The sequence below is a fragment of the Micromonospora sp. LOL_015 genome (assembly GCF_048060275.1).
In the GTDB taxonomy this organism is placed as follows: Bacteria; Actinomycetota; Actinomycetes; order Mycobacteriales; family Micromonosporaceae; genus Micromonospora_E.
Map to the genome: position 1 here is coordinate 1 of NZ_JBHMIO010000008.1, position 14,061 is coordinate 14,061.

The window sequence follows — 14,061 nt, forward strand, 5'->3', positions numbered from 1 at the left end:
AGAGGTCCGGGGAGACGGGCCGGGGGCAATCCCGGCACCGCGCCCCGGGCCTACTCAGCGGTGGCCTTCCATCGGGTGACGATGATCTGACCCTGGTCGGTGCCGACCTGACCGGCCGGGAACCTGCCCGATCAGGTGACTGGTCAGTAGGCTGGCCCCATGTGGCAGGCAGAGGTGCGGGTCGACCTGGACGCGATTCGGGAGAACGTGGCCCGGCTGCGGGCCGGCACCAGCGCCGAGCTGATGGCGGTGGTGAAGGGCGACGGGTACGGCCACGGGATGGGGCCGGCGGCCCGGGCCGCTCTCGACGCCGGAGCTGACTGGCTCGGCGTCTGCACCCTCCGTGAGGCGTTGGAGCTGCGCGGCGCGGGGTTGACCGCGCCGGTGCTGGCCTGGCTGATCAGCCCCGGGCTGCCGCTACACGACGCGGTCGCCGCCGACGTCGACCTCGGCGTGGGCAGCCGCGCCCTGCTGTCCGAGGCGGTCGCCGCGGCCCGACTCGCCGGCCGGCCGGCCCGGTTGCACCTCAAGCTCGACACCGGGTTGTCCCGGGGCGGGGCCACCGGCGACGACTGGCCCGAGCTGGTCGAGGCGGCCGCCAAGGCGCAGTCCGACGGCACCGTCGAGGTGGTCGGGGTGTGGAGCCACTTCGTCTTCGCCGACGCGCCCGGGCACGCCACCATCGACCGGCAGCTGGCGGCGTACCACGACGGGCTGGCCGTGGCCAGCCGGTACGGGCTGCGCCCCCGCTACCGGCACCTGGCCAACTCGGCGGCCACCCTGACCCGGCCGGACACCCACTTCGACCTGGTCCGGCCCGGTATCGCCTGCTACGGGCTGTCGCCGGTGCCGGGCGAGACCTTCGGTCTACGGCCGGCGATGACCGTCCGCGCCCGGGTGATGCTGGTCAAGCGGGTCCCCGCCGGGCAGGGCGTCTCCTACGGGCACACCTACCACACCGAACGGGAGAGCACCCTGGCCGTGGTGCCGCTCGGCTACGCCGACGGGGTGCCCCGGCACGCGTCCAACGCCGGTCCGGTGCGCCTCGGCGGCCGGGTGCGGCGGATCGCCGGTCGGGTGTGCATGGACCAGATCGTGCTCGACTGCGGCGACGACGAGATCAACGCTGGGGAGGTGGCCACATTGTTCGGTGACGGACGCGACGGCGGCCCGACCGCCGACGACTGGGCCGACGCGGTCGGCACCATCAACTACGAGATCGTCACCCGGTTCGGTAGTCCCCGGGTGCCCCGGATCTACCAGGACAGCCGGCCATGAGCGGGCAGCGGGCCGGTGCGCAGAAGGTGGCCCGGACCGCCGGCATCGTGGGCGCGGCCCTCGGCGTCGCGGCGGCCGGGGTGACCGCGACGGTCACCGTTGAACGCGCCCTGGTGCGCCGACTCAAGCGGGAGGTGGCAGACCGGTACGCCGACGAACCCTTCGGAGAACTGCCCTATGACGAGACCCGGGTGGTCACCGCCGCCGATGGCACCGACGTGTACGTGGAGATCGTCGAGCCGGACGACGCGGCACCGCCGCGGCCGACGATCGTCTTTGTACACGGCTACTGCCTGGACATGGGGACCTTCCACTTCCAACGCCGGGAGCTGACCCGGCGGGGTGAGTACCGGTTGGTCTGCTACGACCAGCCCGGCCACGGCCGCTCCGGGCGGCTGGAGTCCGGCGACTACGAGATCGACGCACTCGGTGAGACGCTGCGCGCGGTCATCGAGCAGGCCGCTGGCGATGGCCCACTGATCCTGGTCGGACACTCGATGGGCGGCATGACCATCATGGCCCTGGCGCAACGGCATCCGGAGCTGTTCCGTGCCCGGGTGGTCGGCACCGTACTGATGGCGACCTCGGGCAACCTGGCCGACGAGGCCCGGCTCGGCCTGCCGGCGATCCTCAGTCGGGCCGGCTCGCCACTGCTGATGCTGGTCAACAACGCCACCCGGCTGACCGGTTCGGTGATCGACCGGCTGCGAGTGGCCACCGCCGACCTCGCCTGGCTGCTGACCCGCCAGTACGGCTTCGGCACCGACCGGCCCAGCCCGGCGCTGGTCAGCTATGTCGAACGGATGAACTCGCGGACCTCGGCGGAGACCGTCACCCGGTACGTACGGACCCTGCTGACCCACTCCCGGTACCCGGCGCTCGCGGTCCTGGAGAGCAGCCCCACCCTGGTCATCGTCGGCGACAAGGACATGATCACCCCGCTGACGCACTCGGAGGAGATCCTGCGTCGGCTGCCCGATGCCGACTACGTGAGAATCCCCGACGGCGGGCACGTGGTGATGCTGGAACACGCCGACCGGGTCAACGCGGCGCTGTTCGCGTTCCTTGCGAAAATCGCCCGATGACCGTCCGGATCCCGCTTCCCGAACTGGCCGACACCCACGACCTCGGCCGCCGCCTCGGCCGGCTGCTGCGCCAGGGCGACCTGGTGGTGCTGACCGGTCCGCTCGGTGCCGGCAAGACCGTCCTGGTGCAGGGCATCGGCGACGGCCTCGGGGTACGCGAAGACGTCACCTCGCCGACGTTTGTCATCGCCCGGGTACACCAGCCGGATCCGGCCCGCGGCGGCACGCTCACCCTGGTGCACGCCGACGCGTACCGGCTCGGCGACGCACCCGACCCACGGGCCGAGATCGACGACCTCGACCTGGACGCCGACATGGACCGGGCGGTCACCGTCGTCGAGTGGGGCGAGGGGCTGGTCGAGCAGCTCGCCGAGGCACATCTGCTGATCCGCATGCACCGGGCCGAGGACGACTCCCGGACCGCCGAGGTGACCGGGCTGGGCCCCGGCTGGTCGGGCCGGCTCGCCGCGCTGGACCAGCCGGCCGGCCATGCTGGACGGTGATGTCGCAGGCCACCAGTAGAGTGCCGGACGGCGCGCAGCTCTCCATGAGGACGGGCGGCGGCCACCACCGAGGCGTGACGAAAGGCTCCCGAGATGCTCGACCTGCTGGCCATGTTGCCTCCTGCCTGGGCCACCGCGCTCACCCCGCACCTGGACCCGGCCGGCACCGCCGCGCTCGGCCGGTACGTCGCCGACGAGTACGCCGACCAGACGGTGTACCCGCCGGTGGAGGACCTGTTCACCGCGTACCAGCTGTGCCCGCCGGAGCAGTGCCGGGTGCTGGTCCTCGGCCAGGACCCGTACCACCGGGCCGGGCAGGCCCACGGGCTCAGCTTCAGCGTCCGCGACGGGGTGCCGGTGCCGCCGTCGCTGCGCAACGTATTCAAGGAGCTGGGCACCGATGTCGGGGTGCCGATGCCGCGCAGCGGTGACCTGACCGGCTGGGCGGCCCAGGGCGTGCTGCTGCTCAACGCGGTGCTCACCGTGCGGCAGGGCCGGCCCGGCTCGCACGCCGGCAAGGGCTGGGAGGAGTTCACCGACGCCACGATCGCCGCGCTCGACGCCCGCGACCAGCGGGTCGTCTTCCTGCTGTGGGGCGGCTACGCCCGCAAGAAGCGCGGGCTGATCACCAACCCGGGGCACGTCGTGCTGGAGGCCGGCCACCCCAGCCCGATGAACCCGCGGGGCTTCCTCGGCTGCCGGCCGTTCAGCGCCACCGACAAGGCGCTGGCCGACGCCGGCCTGCCCGGCATCGACTGGAGCCGGACCGGCGGTGCCGATCAGCCGACGGCCGGCTGACCGGTCAACCGGCGTGCCCCGGTGCCGGCTGACCGCTGCGGCCCGCCCGGTGCCGGTCGAGTAGCCGGGCGACGCCCGGATCGGCGATCGCCAGCTCGGCCAGCGGCACCACCGGGTAGTGCCGCTCGCCGTGCCGTACGTCGATCGACTCGGGGAGTTCGTCGCACATCCGGGCGTGGATCTCCCCGGCTAGCGTCTGCCACCGGTGCGGATACGGCTCGCGCGGATCGACCGGAATGTGCCGGTACTCCTGCCAACGGTCCATCCACCGGCTCGCGTACCGGCCGGTCAGCCATTCGGTGATGGCGTCCGCCTCCGACCAGAGCAGGGCCACGTGCACCCCGGGTGCCGGCACCGGTGCGCCCTGCAGCAGTGCGGCGGTCGGGCCGTCGAAGACGTAGCTGATCCCGTCGACGTGGCGGCGGAACTGCTCGACGTCGGTGTCCAGGAGTCGGTCATCGATCCCGCTGGTGGCGAGTTGCGCGATCTGCCGGTCCAGGTCCTCGCCGAGGTCCTCGACTCCGACCACGAGCTGCCGGCCCAGCGCCGCGAACAACCGCTCGACCAGTGGTAACGCCGCGCCACGGTGACCGGACTCGACCCGGGCCACGGTGGTCTGCGCGATTCCGGTGGCCGTGGCCAGATCCCGCTGGGTCAGCCGGCGGAGTTCGCGTTCCTGCCGCAGCAGCCGGCCGACCTCCCCACCGAGCCGGGTCGACGATTCCATTCGCTGATCGTCCCCGTCCGGGACCGATGATGTCCATCCTCGACGGATGTCCGGTTCCCGACCGGCGGCGCGCGCCCGGCCGGACGGATTTCACCGCCGGACGGACTCACCGGGCCAGGGACAGGCCGGGGGACGGGTCTCTCTCCAGGCTTGATGCACCTGTGGCATCAAGATGCACGTGTGGCATCAGGTCTGGAGAGTACGGGCGACGGGCGACGGGCGAGACGCGGGGCGCGGGGGACGCGGGGTGACTCGGCCACGGGCGCGCCGAGGGCAGACAGGAGCCGGACGCGGTGTCCGGTTAGGGTGCATACCGTGCTGGTACTGGTGCTGGATTCGTCGACTCCCGCGGTGACTGCCGCGTTGGCCGAGATCACCGACGACGTACGTCTGCTGGCCAGTCGACGTACGGTCGACGCGCGGGCGCACGGCGAACTGCTCTCTCCGCAGATCGCCGCCTGCCTGGCCGAGTTCGGTGCGACGGCGGCGGACCTGACCGCAGTGGTGGCCGGGCTCGGACCTGGTCCGTTCACCGGACTGCGGGTCGGTTTGGTCACCGCCGCCAGCATGGCGCACGCCCTGGACATCCCGACGTACGGCGTCAACTCCCTCGACGCGCTCGGCCACGCCGCCGGCACCGACCTGGCCGGCACCGATGCGGCGACCGGCCCGGTGCTGGCCGCTACCGACGCCCGGCGCCGGGAGATCTACTGGGCGGTGTACGCCGCCGGCGGTCGGCGGCTCACCGACCCGGCGGTCGGCGCGCCGGCCGCCGTCGCCGGGGCCCTGGCGGGTCTCGGCGTCACCACGGCGGTCGGCGACGGCGCCCTGCGCTACGCCGAACCGCTCGGCGTACCGGTGCGACCCGAGCCCCGCTACCCGGACGCGCTTCCGCTGGCACGGTTGGCGGCCGACCGGGTCCGCACCGCGGTGCCCACCGAGCCGTTGACCCCGTGCTACCTGCGCCGGCCCGACGCCGTCGCGGCGGCCGGACGCAAACCGGTGCTCCAGTGACCCAGGCCGACGGGCAGCTGCGGATCGTCCGGTTCCGCTGGTGGCACATCGAACAGGCGGTGCCGATCGAGGCCGACCTGTTCGGTGCCGAACAGTGGTCGGCCGAGATGTTCTGGAACGAGCTGGCCAACGGGCACCACTACCTGGCCGCCGTCGACGGCACCGACTGGCTGGCCGGGTACGCCGGGCTGGCGCTGGCCGGCGACCCGGCGACACCCGACGAGGCGTGGGTGCAGAACGTCGCGGTACGCCGGGACCGCCAACGGCGCGGCGTGGGCCGGACCCTGCTGGTCGGGCTGCTCGACGAAGCCACCCGGCGCGGGGCCGGCCGGACCTTCCTGGAAGTCGCGGTGGACAACGCACCCGCGCAGCGGCTGTACGCGGCGTACGGTTTCGAACCGGTCGGCGTACGCCGTGGCTACTACCAACCCAGCAACACTGACGCTCTGGTGATGATGCGAGATGGCTGACGAACCTCTGGTCCTCGGGATCGAGACCTCCTGCGACGAGACCGGGGTCGGCATCGTCCGCGGGCACACGCTGCTCGCCGACGCGCTGGCCTCCAGTGTGGCCGAACACGCCCGGTTCGGCGGCGTGGTGCCGGAGGTGGCCAGCCGGGCCCACCTGGAGGCGATCGTGCCGACGATGCGCCGGGCCCTCGACGACGCCGGCGTCACCCTGGCCGACATCGACGCGATCGCGGTGACCGCCGGCCCCGGTCTGGCCGGTGCCCTGCTGGTCGGTGTCGCGGCGGCCAAGGGCTACGCGATCGCTACCGACAAGCCGGTGTACGGCGTCAACCACCTCGCCGCCCACGTGGCCGTCGACACCCTGGAGCACGGTCCGCTGCCGGAACCGGCGATCGCCCTGCTGGTCTCCGGCGGGCACTCGTCGCTGCTGCTGGTCGACGACCTGACCGCCGGAGTCACCCCGCTCGGCGCCACCATCGACGACGCCGCCGGTGAGGCGTTCGACAAGGTGGCCCGGCTGCTCGGCCTGCCGTTCCCCGGCGGGCCGCCGATCGACCGCTCGGCCCGCGACGGCGACGCCGCGGCGATCGCGTTCCCCCGTGGACTCACCGCGCCGAAGGACCTCGCCGCGCACCGGTTCGACTTCTCCTTCTCCGGATTGAAGACCGCGGTGGCCCGCTGGGTCGAGGCCCGGGAACGGGCCGGTGAGCCGGTGCCGGTGGCGGAGGTCGCCGCGTCGTTCCAGGAGGCGGTCTGCGACGTGCTGACCGCCAAGGCGGTCGACGCCTGCCGGGACCGGGGCGTCGAGACCCTGGTCATCGGTGGTGGGGTGGCGGCCAACTCGCGGCTGCGGGCGATGGCCGAGCAACGCTGCGAGCGGTACGGGATCCGGGTCCGGGTGCCCCGGCCGAAACTCTGCACCGACAACGGCGCGATGGTCGCGGCGCTCGGTTCGCATCTGGTCGCCGCCGGGGTACCGGCCAGCCGGCTGGACCTGCCGGCCGACTCCGCGCTGCCGTTGACCACGGTGAGCGTGTAATGTCCGGCGACGTGATCGTGCGGATGTGGGAGGCGAAGGCCGAGCCGTCCCGCCTGACCGAGTTGCTCACCTGGGTCTGTGACACCGCGCTGCCGGAGATCGAACACAGCCCGCTGCACCTGGCCAGTGAGGTCTTCTCATCGACCGATGACCGGCTGGTCGTCATCTCGAAGTGGCGCAGCAGCCCGTTGTCGTTGCCGGAACCACCGCTGCGGCTGGTCACCCGTGCACCGCACAGCTGGGACTTCACCCAGGTCGACCGCTGAAGCCGCCGGCCGACCGGCGGAAATGGGAAAATCGGTGGATCGGCCACGCAAAGTAGCCGTACGGTCGCGATGTCATGTGGACCCTGCCCGTCGCCGATCCCGGCGTAGCCGATCACCGGTCAGCCCTGCGTCTGCTGCGCTGGCTGGCCGGACGCGCCGGGGCGTCCGTGGCCTGGGGATCGGTGCTCAGCGTGGTCTGGATGGGCAGCCAGGCGTTGATGCCGGCGGTTCTCGGGCGCGCCGTCGACGTCGGCCTCACCGCCCGCGATTCGCAGGCGCTGCTCGGCTGGTCGGCGATGCTACTGGGGCTGGGGCTGGTCCAGGCGACGGCCAGCATCAGCCAGCACTGGTTCGGCGTGTTCAACTGGCTGTCCACCGCGTACCGCACGGTCCAGCTCACCGTACGGCAGGCCAACCGGCTCGGCGCCACCCTGCCGAAACGGCTGGCCACCGGCGAGGTGGTGAGCATCGGGACCGCCGACATGAGCAGTCTCGGCGGCGCGGTGGAGGTCGTCGCCCGGGCGATCGGTGCGGTGGTGGCGATCGTCGTGGTCGCCGCGATCCTGCTCGGCACCTCCGTTCCGCTCGGGCTGGTGATCGTGATCGGGGTGCCGGCGCTGATGGCGGCCGTCGGGCTCGGCCTGCGGCCGCTGCACCGCCGCCAGCAGACCTACCGGGACCAGCAGGCCACCCTGGCGACCCTGGCCGGCGACACCGTGACCGGCCTGCGGATCCTGCGCGGCGTCGGCGGTGAACCGGCCTTCGCCGGCCGCTACCGGGACCAGTCGCAGGAGCTGCGGCGGCGTGGCGACCGACTGGCCCGGGTCGAGTCCGTCCTGGAGGCCGGCCAGGTGCTGCTGCCCGGGATGTTCCTGGTGCTGGTGACCTGGCTCGGGGCGCGGCTCACGCTCTCCGGCGAGCTGACCGTCGGGCAACTGGTCGCCGCCTACGCGTACACCGCGTTCCTGACCGGTCCGATCCGGACGCTGACCGAGTTCCTGCACACCATGACCCGTGGCCACGTCGCTGCCCGCCGGGTCGCGGGCCTGCTCGCCATCACGCCGGAGTTCACCGACCCGGCGTGGCTGCGCCGACTGCCGGACCGCGACGGCGAACTGGTCGATTCCACGTCCGGCCTGCGGGTGGCCCCGTACCAGTTGACCGCCGTCGCGGCCACCGCGCCGGAGGACGTCGCCGGGCTCGCCGACCGGCTGGGCCGCTACCGCGACGCCGAGGTCGCCCTGGCCGGCGTACCGCTGCGGGAGCTGGACCTGGCCACGGTCCGGCAGCGGATCCTGGTGACCGACAACGACGACCGGCTGTTCACCGGCCGGCTGCGCGACGAACTCGACGGCACCGGGCGGGCCAGCGACGACGCGATCCGGGCGGCGCTGGTCGCGGCCAGCGCCACCGACATCGTCGATGCGCTGCCGGACGGTCTCGATGCCGAGGTCGCCGAACGTGGCCGGGAGTTCTCCGGCGGTCAGCAGCAGCGGCTCCGGCTGGCCCGGGCGCTGCTCGCCGACCCGCCGGTCCTGGTGCTGGTCGAGCCGACCAGCGCCGTGGACGCGCACACCGAGGTGCGGATCGCGGCCAGGCTGAGGGCCGCACGGACCGGCCGGACCACCGTCGTCTGCACCACCAGCCCGCTGCTGCTGGAACACGCCGACCGGGTGGTGTTCGTCGACGCCGGCCGGGTGGTGGCCGACGGCAGTCACGCCGAGCTGCTGCGCACCGAACCCGGGTACGCCGCCCTGGTGACCCGCGCCGAGCTGGCGGCATCCACCGAGCCGGCGGCGTTGAGTGAGGTGGCGTCGTGACGGCGTTGCCGGTCGCGGACCGGGCCGAGGTCCGCCGGTACGCCCGTGTCCTGGTCCGCCGGCACCCACGGATGCTGGCCGGTGCCCTCGCGCTGCACGTGGGTGCTGCGGTCGCCGGGCTCGCCGCGCCCCGGCTGCTCGGCGGCCTGGTCGAGACGCTCACCACCGGGACGGCGGCGATCGCCGCCGTCGACCGGACCGCCCTGGCGATCGCCGGGTTCCTGGTCTTACAGGCGGTGCTCGCTCGCTACGCGCACGTGGCGTCCGCCCGGCTCGGCGAGCGGGTGCTGGCCGCGTTGCGCGAAGAGTTCATCGGCCGGGTGCTGTCCATCCCGCTGTCGACGGTGGAGAAGGCCGGCACCGGTGACCTGCTCACCCGGACCTCGCACGACGTCGCCGTGCTGTCCAAGTCGGTGCGGTTCGCGGTGCCCGAGACGCTGATCGCGATCAGCACCGCGACCTTCATCTTCGGGGCGTTGCTGCTGGTCGCCCCGGTGCTGGCGGTGCCCTGCCTGATCGTGGTGCCGCTGCTGTGGGCAGGCACCCGCTGGTATCTGCGCCGGGCACCGGACGGCTACCTGGCCGAGAGCGCCGCGTACTCGCGGATCACCGACGGGCTCAGCGAAACCGTCGACGGTGCCCGGACCGTCGAGGCGCTGCGCCGGCAGGAGCACCGGCGGCGGCGTACCGACACCGACATCGCCCGGCAGTACGCGGCCGAGCGTTACACACTGTGGCTGCGTACCGTCTGGTTCCCGCTGATCGAGATCAGCTACGTGGTGCCGGTCGCGGCGACCCTGGCGGTCGGCGGCTGGTGCTACCTGCGCGGCTGGGTGACGCTCGGCCAGGTCACCGCGGCAGTGCTCTACGTGCAGCTGCTGGCCGCCCCGCTGGACCGGCTGCTGAACTGGCTGGACGAACTGCAGCTCGGTGCCGCGTCGCTGGCCCGGCTGCTCGGCGTCGCCCAGCCGGACCGGCCCGCGACCGCGGTGCCCCGCGCGCCGGCACCCGACGGCGTACGCGCCGCCGACCCGGTCGCGGCGGTCGACGTCCACTTCAACTACGTCGACGGGCGGGAGGTGCTGCGCGGGGTCACCCTGGTGCCCCAGCCGGGGGAGCGGATCGCCATCGTCGGGCCGTCCGGCGCCGGCAAGTCCACCCTGGGCCGGCTGCTGGCCGGGGTGCTGCGGCCGACCGCCGGCTCGGTCACCGCCGGCGGCGTACCGCTGACCGACCTCGCCCCGGACCAGCTACGCGGCCGGGTCGCCCTGGTAACCCAGGAGCATCACGTCTTCATCGGTACGGTGCGCGACAACGTCGCGCTGGTCCGGCCGGACGCCACCGACGCCGAGGTACGCGACGCGTTGGCCGCCGTCGACGCACTGGACTGGGTGTCCGCCCTGCCGGACGGGGCGGCCACGGTGGTCGGTGCCGGCGGCCACCCGGTCGGTCCGGACCAGGCCCAGCAGCTCGCCCTGGCCCGGCTGGTGCTGGCCGATCCGCAGACCCTGGTGCTGGACGAGGCGACGTCGCTGATCGACCCGCGTACCGCCCGGCGCACGGAGCGGTCGCTCGCGGCGGTGCTGCACGGGCGTACGGTGATCGCGATCGCGCACCGGCTGTACTCGGCGCACGACGCCGACCGGATCGCCGTGGTCGAGGACGGGCTGATCACCGAGTTCGGCTCGCACGACGAGCTGGTCGCCGCCGACGGTCCGTACGCCGATCTGTGGCGCACCTGGCAGGGCCTCGGGTCGGCGCAGGCGGTCGGCTGACCGGGTCAGCCGGCCACCGCGTCGAGCGGGTCGGCGAGCAACTGCTCGAAGGCCAGCTCGGCGGCGCCGAGTAACGGGGCGTCGTCGCCGAGTTTCGGGGTACGCAGCCGGACGTGTTCCCGGCAGGCCGGTAGCCCGTTGGAGTTGAGCCGACTGCGCACGTGCGCGGCCGCCGCCAGGTAGACGTCCCGCAGCGTACCGCCGAAGATCACCGTCTCCGGGTTGAAGATGTTGACCAGGTTGGCCACGCCGAAGCCGAGCCAGTTGCCGACCTGGCGGACGGCGGCCTGGGCCTGGCTGTCGCCCCGGTCGGCCGCGTCCACCACGGCGAGCACCGCCTCCCGGCCGACGACTTCCCCGCTGCGGCCGGCTGCCTGGATCAGCGCGTGTTCGCCGATCTCGGTTTCCCAGCAGCCGCGAGATCCGCACAGGCAGGGCCGGCCGCCGGGGTGCACTACCATGTGGCCGACCTCGCCGCCGTACCCGCCGTGTCCGGTGACCCGCCGGCCACCGGCGATGATCCCGGCGCCGACGCCGACGTCGCCGTACAGGTAGATGACGTGTTCGCAGCCGACCGCCGCGCCCCGGGTGTGTTCGGCCAGCGCGCACACGTCGGAGACGTTGCCGACCAGCACGCCCCGGTCGTCGCCGAGCGCCTCGGCCAGGGCCGCGCCGAGCGGCTCGTCGACCCAGCCCATGGTGGGGCCGAGCCGGACCATGCCGTCGTCGCGGCGGACCATGCCGCAGACCGCGACGCCGCTGCCGACGCAGACCGCGCCGGCCGGCACCGCCTGGTGCAGCTCCTTGACGAAGCCGGTGAGTGGGCCGACCGCCTCGGCGGCGAGGGTGCCCCGGGGTCGGTCGCCGGTGCGCGTGTCGAGGATCCGGCCACCAAGTCCGACCCGGGCGGCCCGTAACCGGTCGACCTCGATGCTGAGCGCGTACGCGTACACCCGCTCGGACGCGGGCCGGACGACCAGCGACGGTCGTCCGGCCCGGCCGGTTTCCCGGGCACCGCCCTCGCTGACCAGGCCGGCGGCGGCCAGGTCGGCGGTGAGCGCGCCGATGGTGCTGCGGTTGAGCCCCAGCGTGGTGGTCAGTTCGGCGCGTGAGGTGGCACCGTGCACGTGCACGTGCCGCAGCAACGCGCCGAGGTTGTGCCGGCGGATCTCCTCCTGGCTGGGTCCTGCCCGCATCGGATCGTCGTCTCCGCAGTCATCGTGACCCGGCGGCGGCGCGACGACGGGACAGCGCGTCGACGCTGGCGGCCAGCAGCAGGACCAGACCGGTGAAGACGAACTTCACCCCGGAGCTGACATTCATCAGCCCCATGCCGTTCTCGATGACCGCGACCACGGCGCCGCCGAGGACCGCGTCGAGGACCCGGCCCTTGCCGCCGAACAGGCTGGTGCCGCCGATCACCGCTGCGCCGACGGCGAACAGCAGCACGTTGCTGCCGCCGGTGTTGGCGTCCACCGAGTTGGCCCGGCTGGCGGCCACGATGCCGCCGACGGCGGCCATCGAGGAGCAGATCATGAAGGCGGAGATCCGGATCCGGTCGACGTTGATACCGGCCCGGCGGGCGGCCTCCCGGTTGCCGCCGACGGCGTAGATGTGCCGACCGTACGCGGTGCGCCGCAGCACGAAGGTCCAGAAGATCAGCAGTACCACGATGACCGGTACCACGATCGGCACCCCGCGCAGCGAGGTGATCAGCGGGTTGATGCTGCGCTCCTGGTTGAGGATGTAGACAGCGGCACCGGCGATCGCGATCAGCACGCCGATGCGGGCCAGCACCACCACCATCGGGTCGGTGACCAGGCCCTTGGCGGACCGGGTGCGGTAGCGCAGCAGTTGGATCAGCGCGAACCCGGCCACCCCGACGCCGAAGATGGCCCAACCGACGACCGGCGGGACGTTGCGGTTGACGATCGCGATCAGCACGTCGTCGCGCAGCGAGACGTTCTTGCCGCCTTCGATCAGCAGCAGCACCGTGCCCTGGAAGGCGAGGAACGCGGCCAGGGTGACCACGAACGACGGGATACCGACCTTGGCGACCAGGAATCCGAGGACGGTGCCGATCAGGGTTCCGGTGGCCACCGCTGCCAGCACCGCCACGTACCAGGGCAGTCCCATCTCGGTGGAGACGACCGCCAGGATCGCGGCGCAGACGCCGCTGGCGAAGCCGGCGGACAGGTCGATCTCACCGAGCAGCAGGACGAAGATCAGCCCCATCGCGATCAGGGTGACCGCTCCGCCCTGGATGAACAGGTTGGCGAAGTTGCCGGCGGTGAAGAAGTTGGGCCGCACGATCGAGAAGACCGTGCAGAGCACGATGAGGCCGAGGATCGCGGGCAGTGCGCCGAGGTCGCCGCCGCGCACCCGGGAGAAGTAGTTGCGCAGGTGTTCGCCGACGCCGGGCGAGTCGGCCGAGGCGGCGGGCCGCTGGACTGTTGAGGTGGCGGTGCTCATCGGTCGGCTCCCGGTCCGGTGGTGGCGGCGTACTCGGTGCCGTTGTCGGCCGGCAGGCCGAGGTCACCGCTGCGGCCGGCGGTGATCAGCTCCACGATCTGCGCGTGGGTGATCTCCGTGCTGCGGACCTGGGCGACCATCTGGCCGAGGTACAGCGCGGCGATCCGGTCCGACACCGCGAAGACGTCGTTCATGTTGTGTGAGATCAGTACGACGGCGAGGCCGTTGTCGGCGAGCCGGCGGACCAGTTCGAGCACCTGGGCGGTCTGGGCGACGCCGAGCGCCGCGGTGGGTTCGTCGAGGATGACGACCTTGCTGTTCCACAGCACCGCCTTGGCGATGGCGACGGTCTGGCGCTGGCCGCCGGAGAGGCTGGCGACGAGTTGCCGCAGCGACTTGACGGTCCGGACGGAGAGCCCGGCGAGGGTGTCCGCGGCCATCTGCTCCATGGTGGTCTCGTCCAGGACGATCCCGGTGCGCTTCTCCCGCCCGAGGAACATGTTCTGCACGATGTCGAGGTTGTCGCAGAGCGCGAGGTCCTGGTAGACGACCTCGATGCCGTGCGACGCGGCGTCGCGCGGGTTGTGGATGTGCACCCGGCGGCCGTCGACGACGACCTCGCCGCGGTCGATCGGGTGGATGCCGCTGATGCATTTGACCAAGGTGGACTTGCCGGCACCGTTGTCACCGACGAGCGCGGTCACCTCGCCGGGATAGACGGCGAAGTCGACGTTGCGCAGCACCTGGACGGGGCCGAAGTTCTTGTCGATCCCGCGCAGTTGCAGCAGGGGGGTCGCGGACACGGGTGGTCTCC

The 14,061-nt window shown here is 72.8% G+C and carries 14 protein-coding genes; 10 read left to right on the forward strand and 4 right to left on the reverse strand.

Translation table 11 applies throughout. The annotated features are described in order from the left end of the window. Positions 1-159 precede the first annotated feature (159 nt). From alr to ung, 4 genes are all read left to right on the forward strand, one after another. Positions 160-1,278, forward strand: a complete 1,119-nt coding sequence (gene alr, locus ACFHWU_RS09955; protein WP_416590360.1) for an alanine racemase — start codon at positions 160-162, stop codon at positions 1,276-1,278. Beyond that, complete coding sequence (locus ACFHWU_RS09960) at positions 1,275-2,363, forward strand: alpha/beta fold hydrolase (protein ID WP_416567424.1); 1,089 nt, start codon at positions 1,275-1,277, stop codon at positions 2,361-2,363. Before alr ends, ACFHWU_RS09960 begins: the two co-directional genes overlap by 4 nt. Then, entirely contained in the window at positions 2,360-2,866 is a 507-nt protein-coding gene (gene tsaE / locus ACFHWU_RS09965) for a tRNA (adenosine(37)-N6)-threonylcarbamoyltransferase complex ATPase subunit type 1 TsaE (RefSeq protein ID WP_416590361.1), read from the forward strand. Before ACFHWU_RS09960 ends, tsaE begins: the two co-directional genes overlap by 4 nt. A gap of 93 nt (positions 2,867-2,959) precedes the next feature. Further along, positions 2,960-3,664, forward strand: coding sequence for a uracil-DNA glycosylase (gene ung / locus ACFHWU_RS09970; protein WP_416590362.1), 705 nt, complete (start codon positions 2,960-2,962; stop codon positions 3,662-3,664). Positions 3,665-3,668: 4 nt separating this feature from the next. Here the strand turns inward: ung and ACFHWU_RS09975 are convergent, their stop codons facing one another. Continuing rightward, positions 3,669-4,391, reverse strand: a complete 723-nt coding sequence (locus tag ACFHWU_RS09975; protein ID WP_416590363.1) for a helix-turn-helix domain-containing protein — start codon at positions 4,389-4,391, stop codon at positions 3,669-3,671. A 315-nt stretch (positions 4,392-4,706) separates the two neighbouring features. On the opposite strand from ACFHWU_RS09975, the gene tsaB reads away from it, so the two are divergent. From tsaB to ACFHWU_RS10005, 6 genes are all read left to right on the forward strand, one after another. After that, entirely contained in the window at positions 4,707-5,405 is a 699-nt protein-coding gene (gene tsaB / locus ACFHWU_RS09980; protein WP_416590364.1) for a tRNA (adenosine(37)-N6)-threonylcarbamoyltransferase complex dimerization subunit type 1 TsaB, read from the forward strand. Positions 5,406-5,422: 17 nt separating this feature from the next. Next, the gene (rimI, locus tag ACFHWU_RS09985; RefSeq protein WP_416590410.1) at positions 5,423-5,875 is read left to right on the forward strand and encodes a ribosomal protein S18-alanine N-acetyltransferase; all 453 of its coding nucleotides are present in this window, start codon (positions 5,423-5,425) and stop codon (positions 5,873-5,875) included. Next, positions 5,868-6,914 carry a tRNA (adenosine(37)-N6)-threonylcarbamoyltransferase complex transferase subunit TsaD gene (gene tsaD, locus ACFHWU_RS09990; protein ID WP_416551327.1) on the forward strand — a complete coding sequence of 349 codons (1,047 nt, stop codon included), beginning with the start codon at positions 5,868-5,870 and terminating at the stop codon, positions 6,912-6,914. The genes rimI and tsaD overlap by 8 nt, the downstream gene beginning before the upstream one ends. A gap of 11 nt (positions 6,915-6,925) precedes the next feature. Continuing rightward, a complete protein-coding gene (locus ACFHWU_RS09995; RefSeq protein WP_281555725.1) occupies positions 6,926-7,180 on the forward strand; it encodes a hypothetical protein in 255 nt (84 codons plus the stop codon). A 74-nt stretch (positions 7,181-7,254) separates the two neighbouring features. After that, positions 7,255-9,000 (forward strand): ABC transporter transmembrane domain-containing protein, encoded by a 1,746-nt coding sequence (locus tag ACFHWU_RS10000; RefSeq protein WP_416590365.1) that lies wholly within the window; start codon positions 7,255-7,257, stop codon positions 8,998-9,000. Then, the gene (locus ACFHWU_RS10005) at positions 8,997-10,775 is read left to right on the forward strand and encodes an ABC transporter ATP-binding protein (RefSeq protein ID WP_416551329.1); all 1,779 of its coding nucleotides are present in this window, start codon (positions 8,997-8,999) and stop codon (positions 10,773-10,775) included. The genes ACFHWU_RS10000 and ACFHWU_RS10005 overlap by 4 nt, the downstream gene beginning before the upstream one ends. Positions 10,776-10,780: 5 nt before the next feature. Here ACFHWU_RS10005 and ACFHWU_RS10010 read toward each other — a convergent pair whose 3' ends face one another. From ACFHWU_RS10010 to ACFHWU_RS10020, 3 genes are read right to left on the reverse strand one after another with little or no spacing between them, the layout of a single operon-like run. Continuing rightward, on the reverse strand, positions 10,781-11,971 hold the full coding sequence (locus ACFHWU_RS10010; RefSeq protein ID WP_416551330.1) for an ROK family transcriptional regulator: 1,191 nt from the start codon (positions 11,969-11,971) through the stop codon (positions 10,781-10,783). A gap of 19 nt (positions 11,972-11,990) precedes the next feature. After that, positions 11,991-13,247 carry a sugar ABC transporter permease gene (locus ACFHWU_RS10015; protein ID WP_416551331.1) on the reverse strand — a complete coding sequence of 419 codons (1,257 nt, stop codon included), beginning with the start codon at positions 13,245-13,247 and terminating at the stop codon, positions 11,991-11,993. Further along, complete coding sequence (locus tag ACFHWU_RS10020; RefSeq protein ID WP_416551332.1) at positions 13,244-14,050, reverse strand: ATP-binding cassette domain-containing protein; 807 nt, start codon at positions 14,048-14,050, stop codon at positions 13,244-13,246. The genes ACFHWU_RS10015 and ACFHWU_RS10020 overlap by 4 nt, the downstream gene beginning before the upstream one ends. Positions 14,051-14,061: the final 11 nt, after the last annotated feature.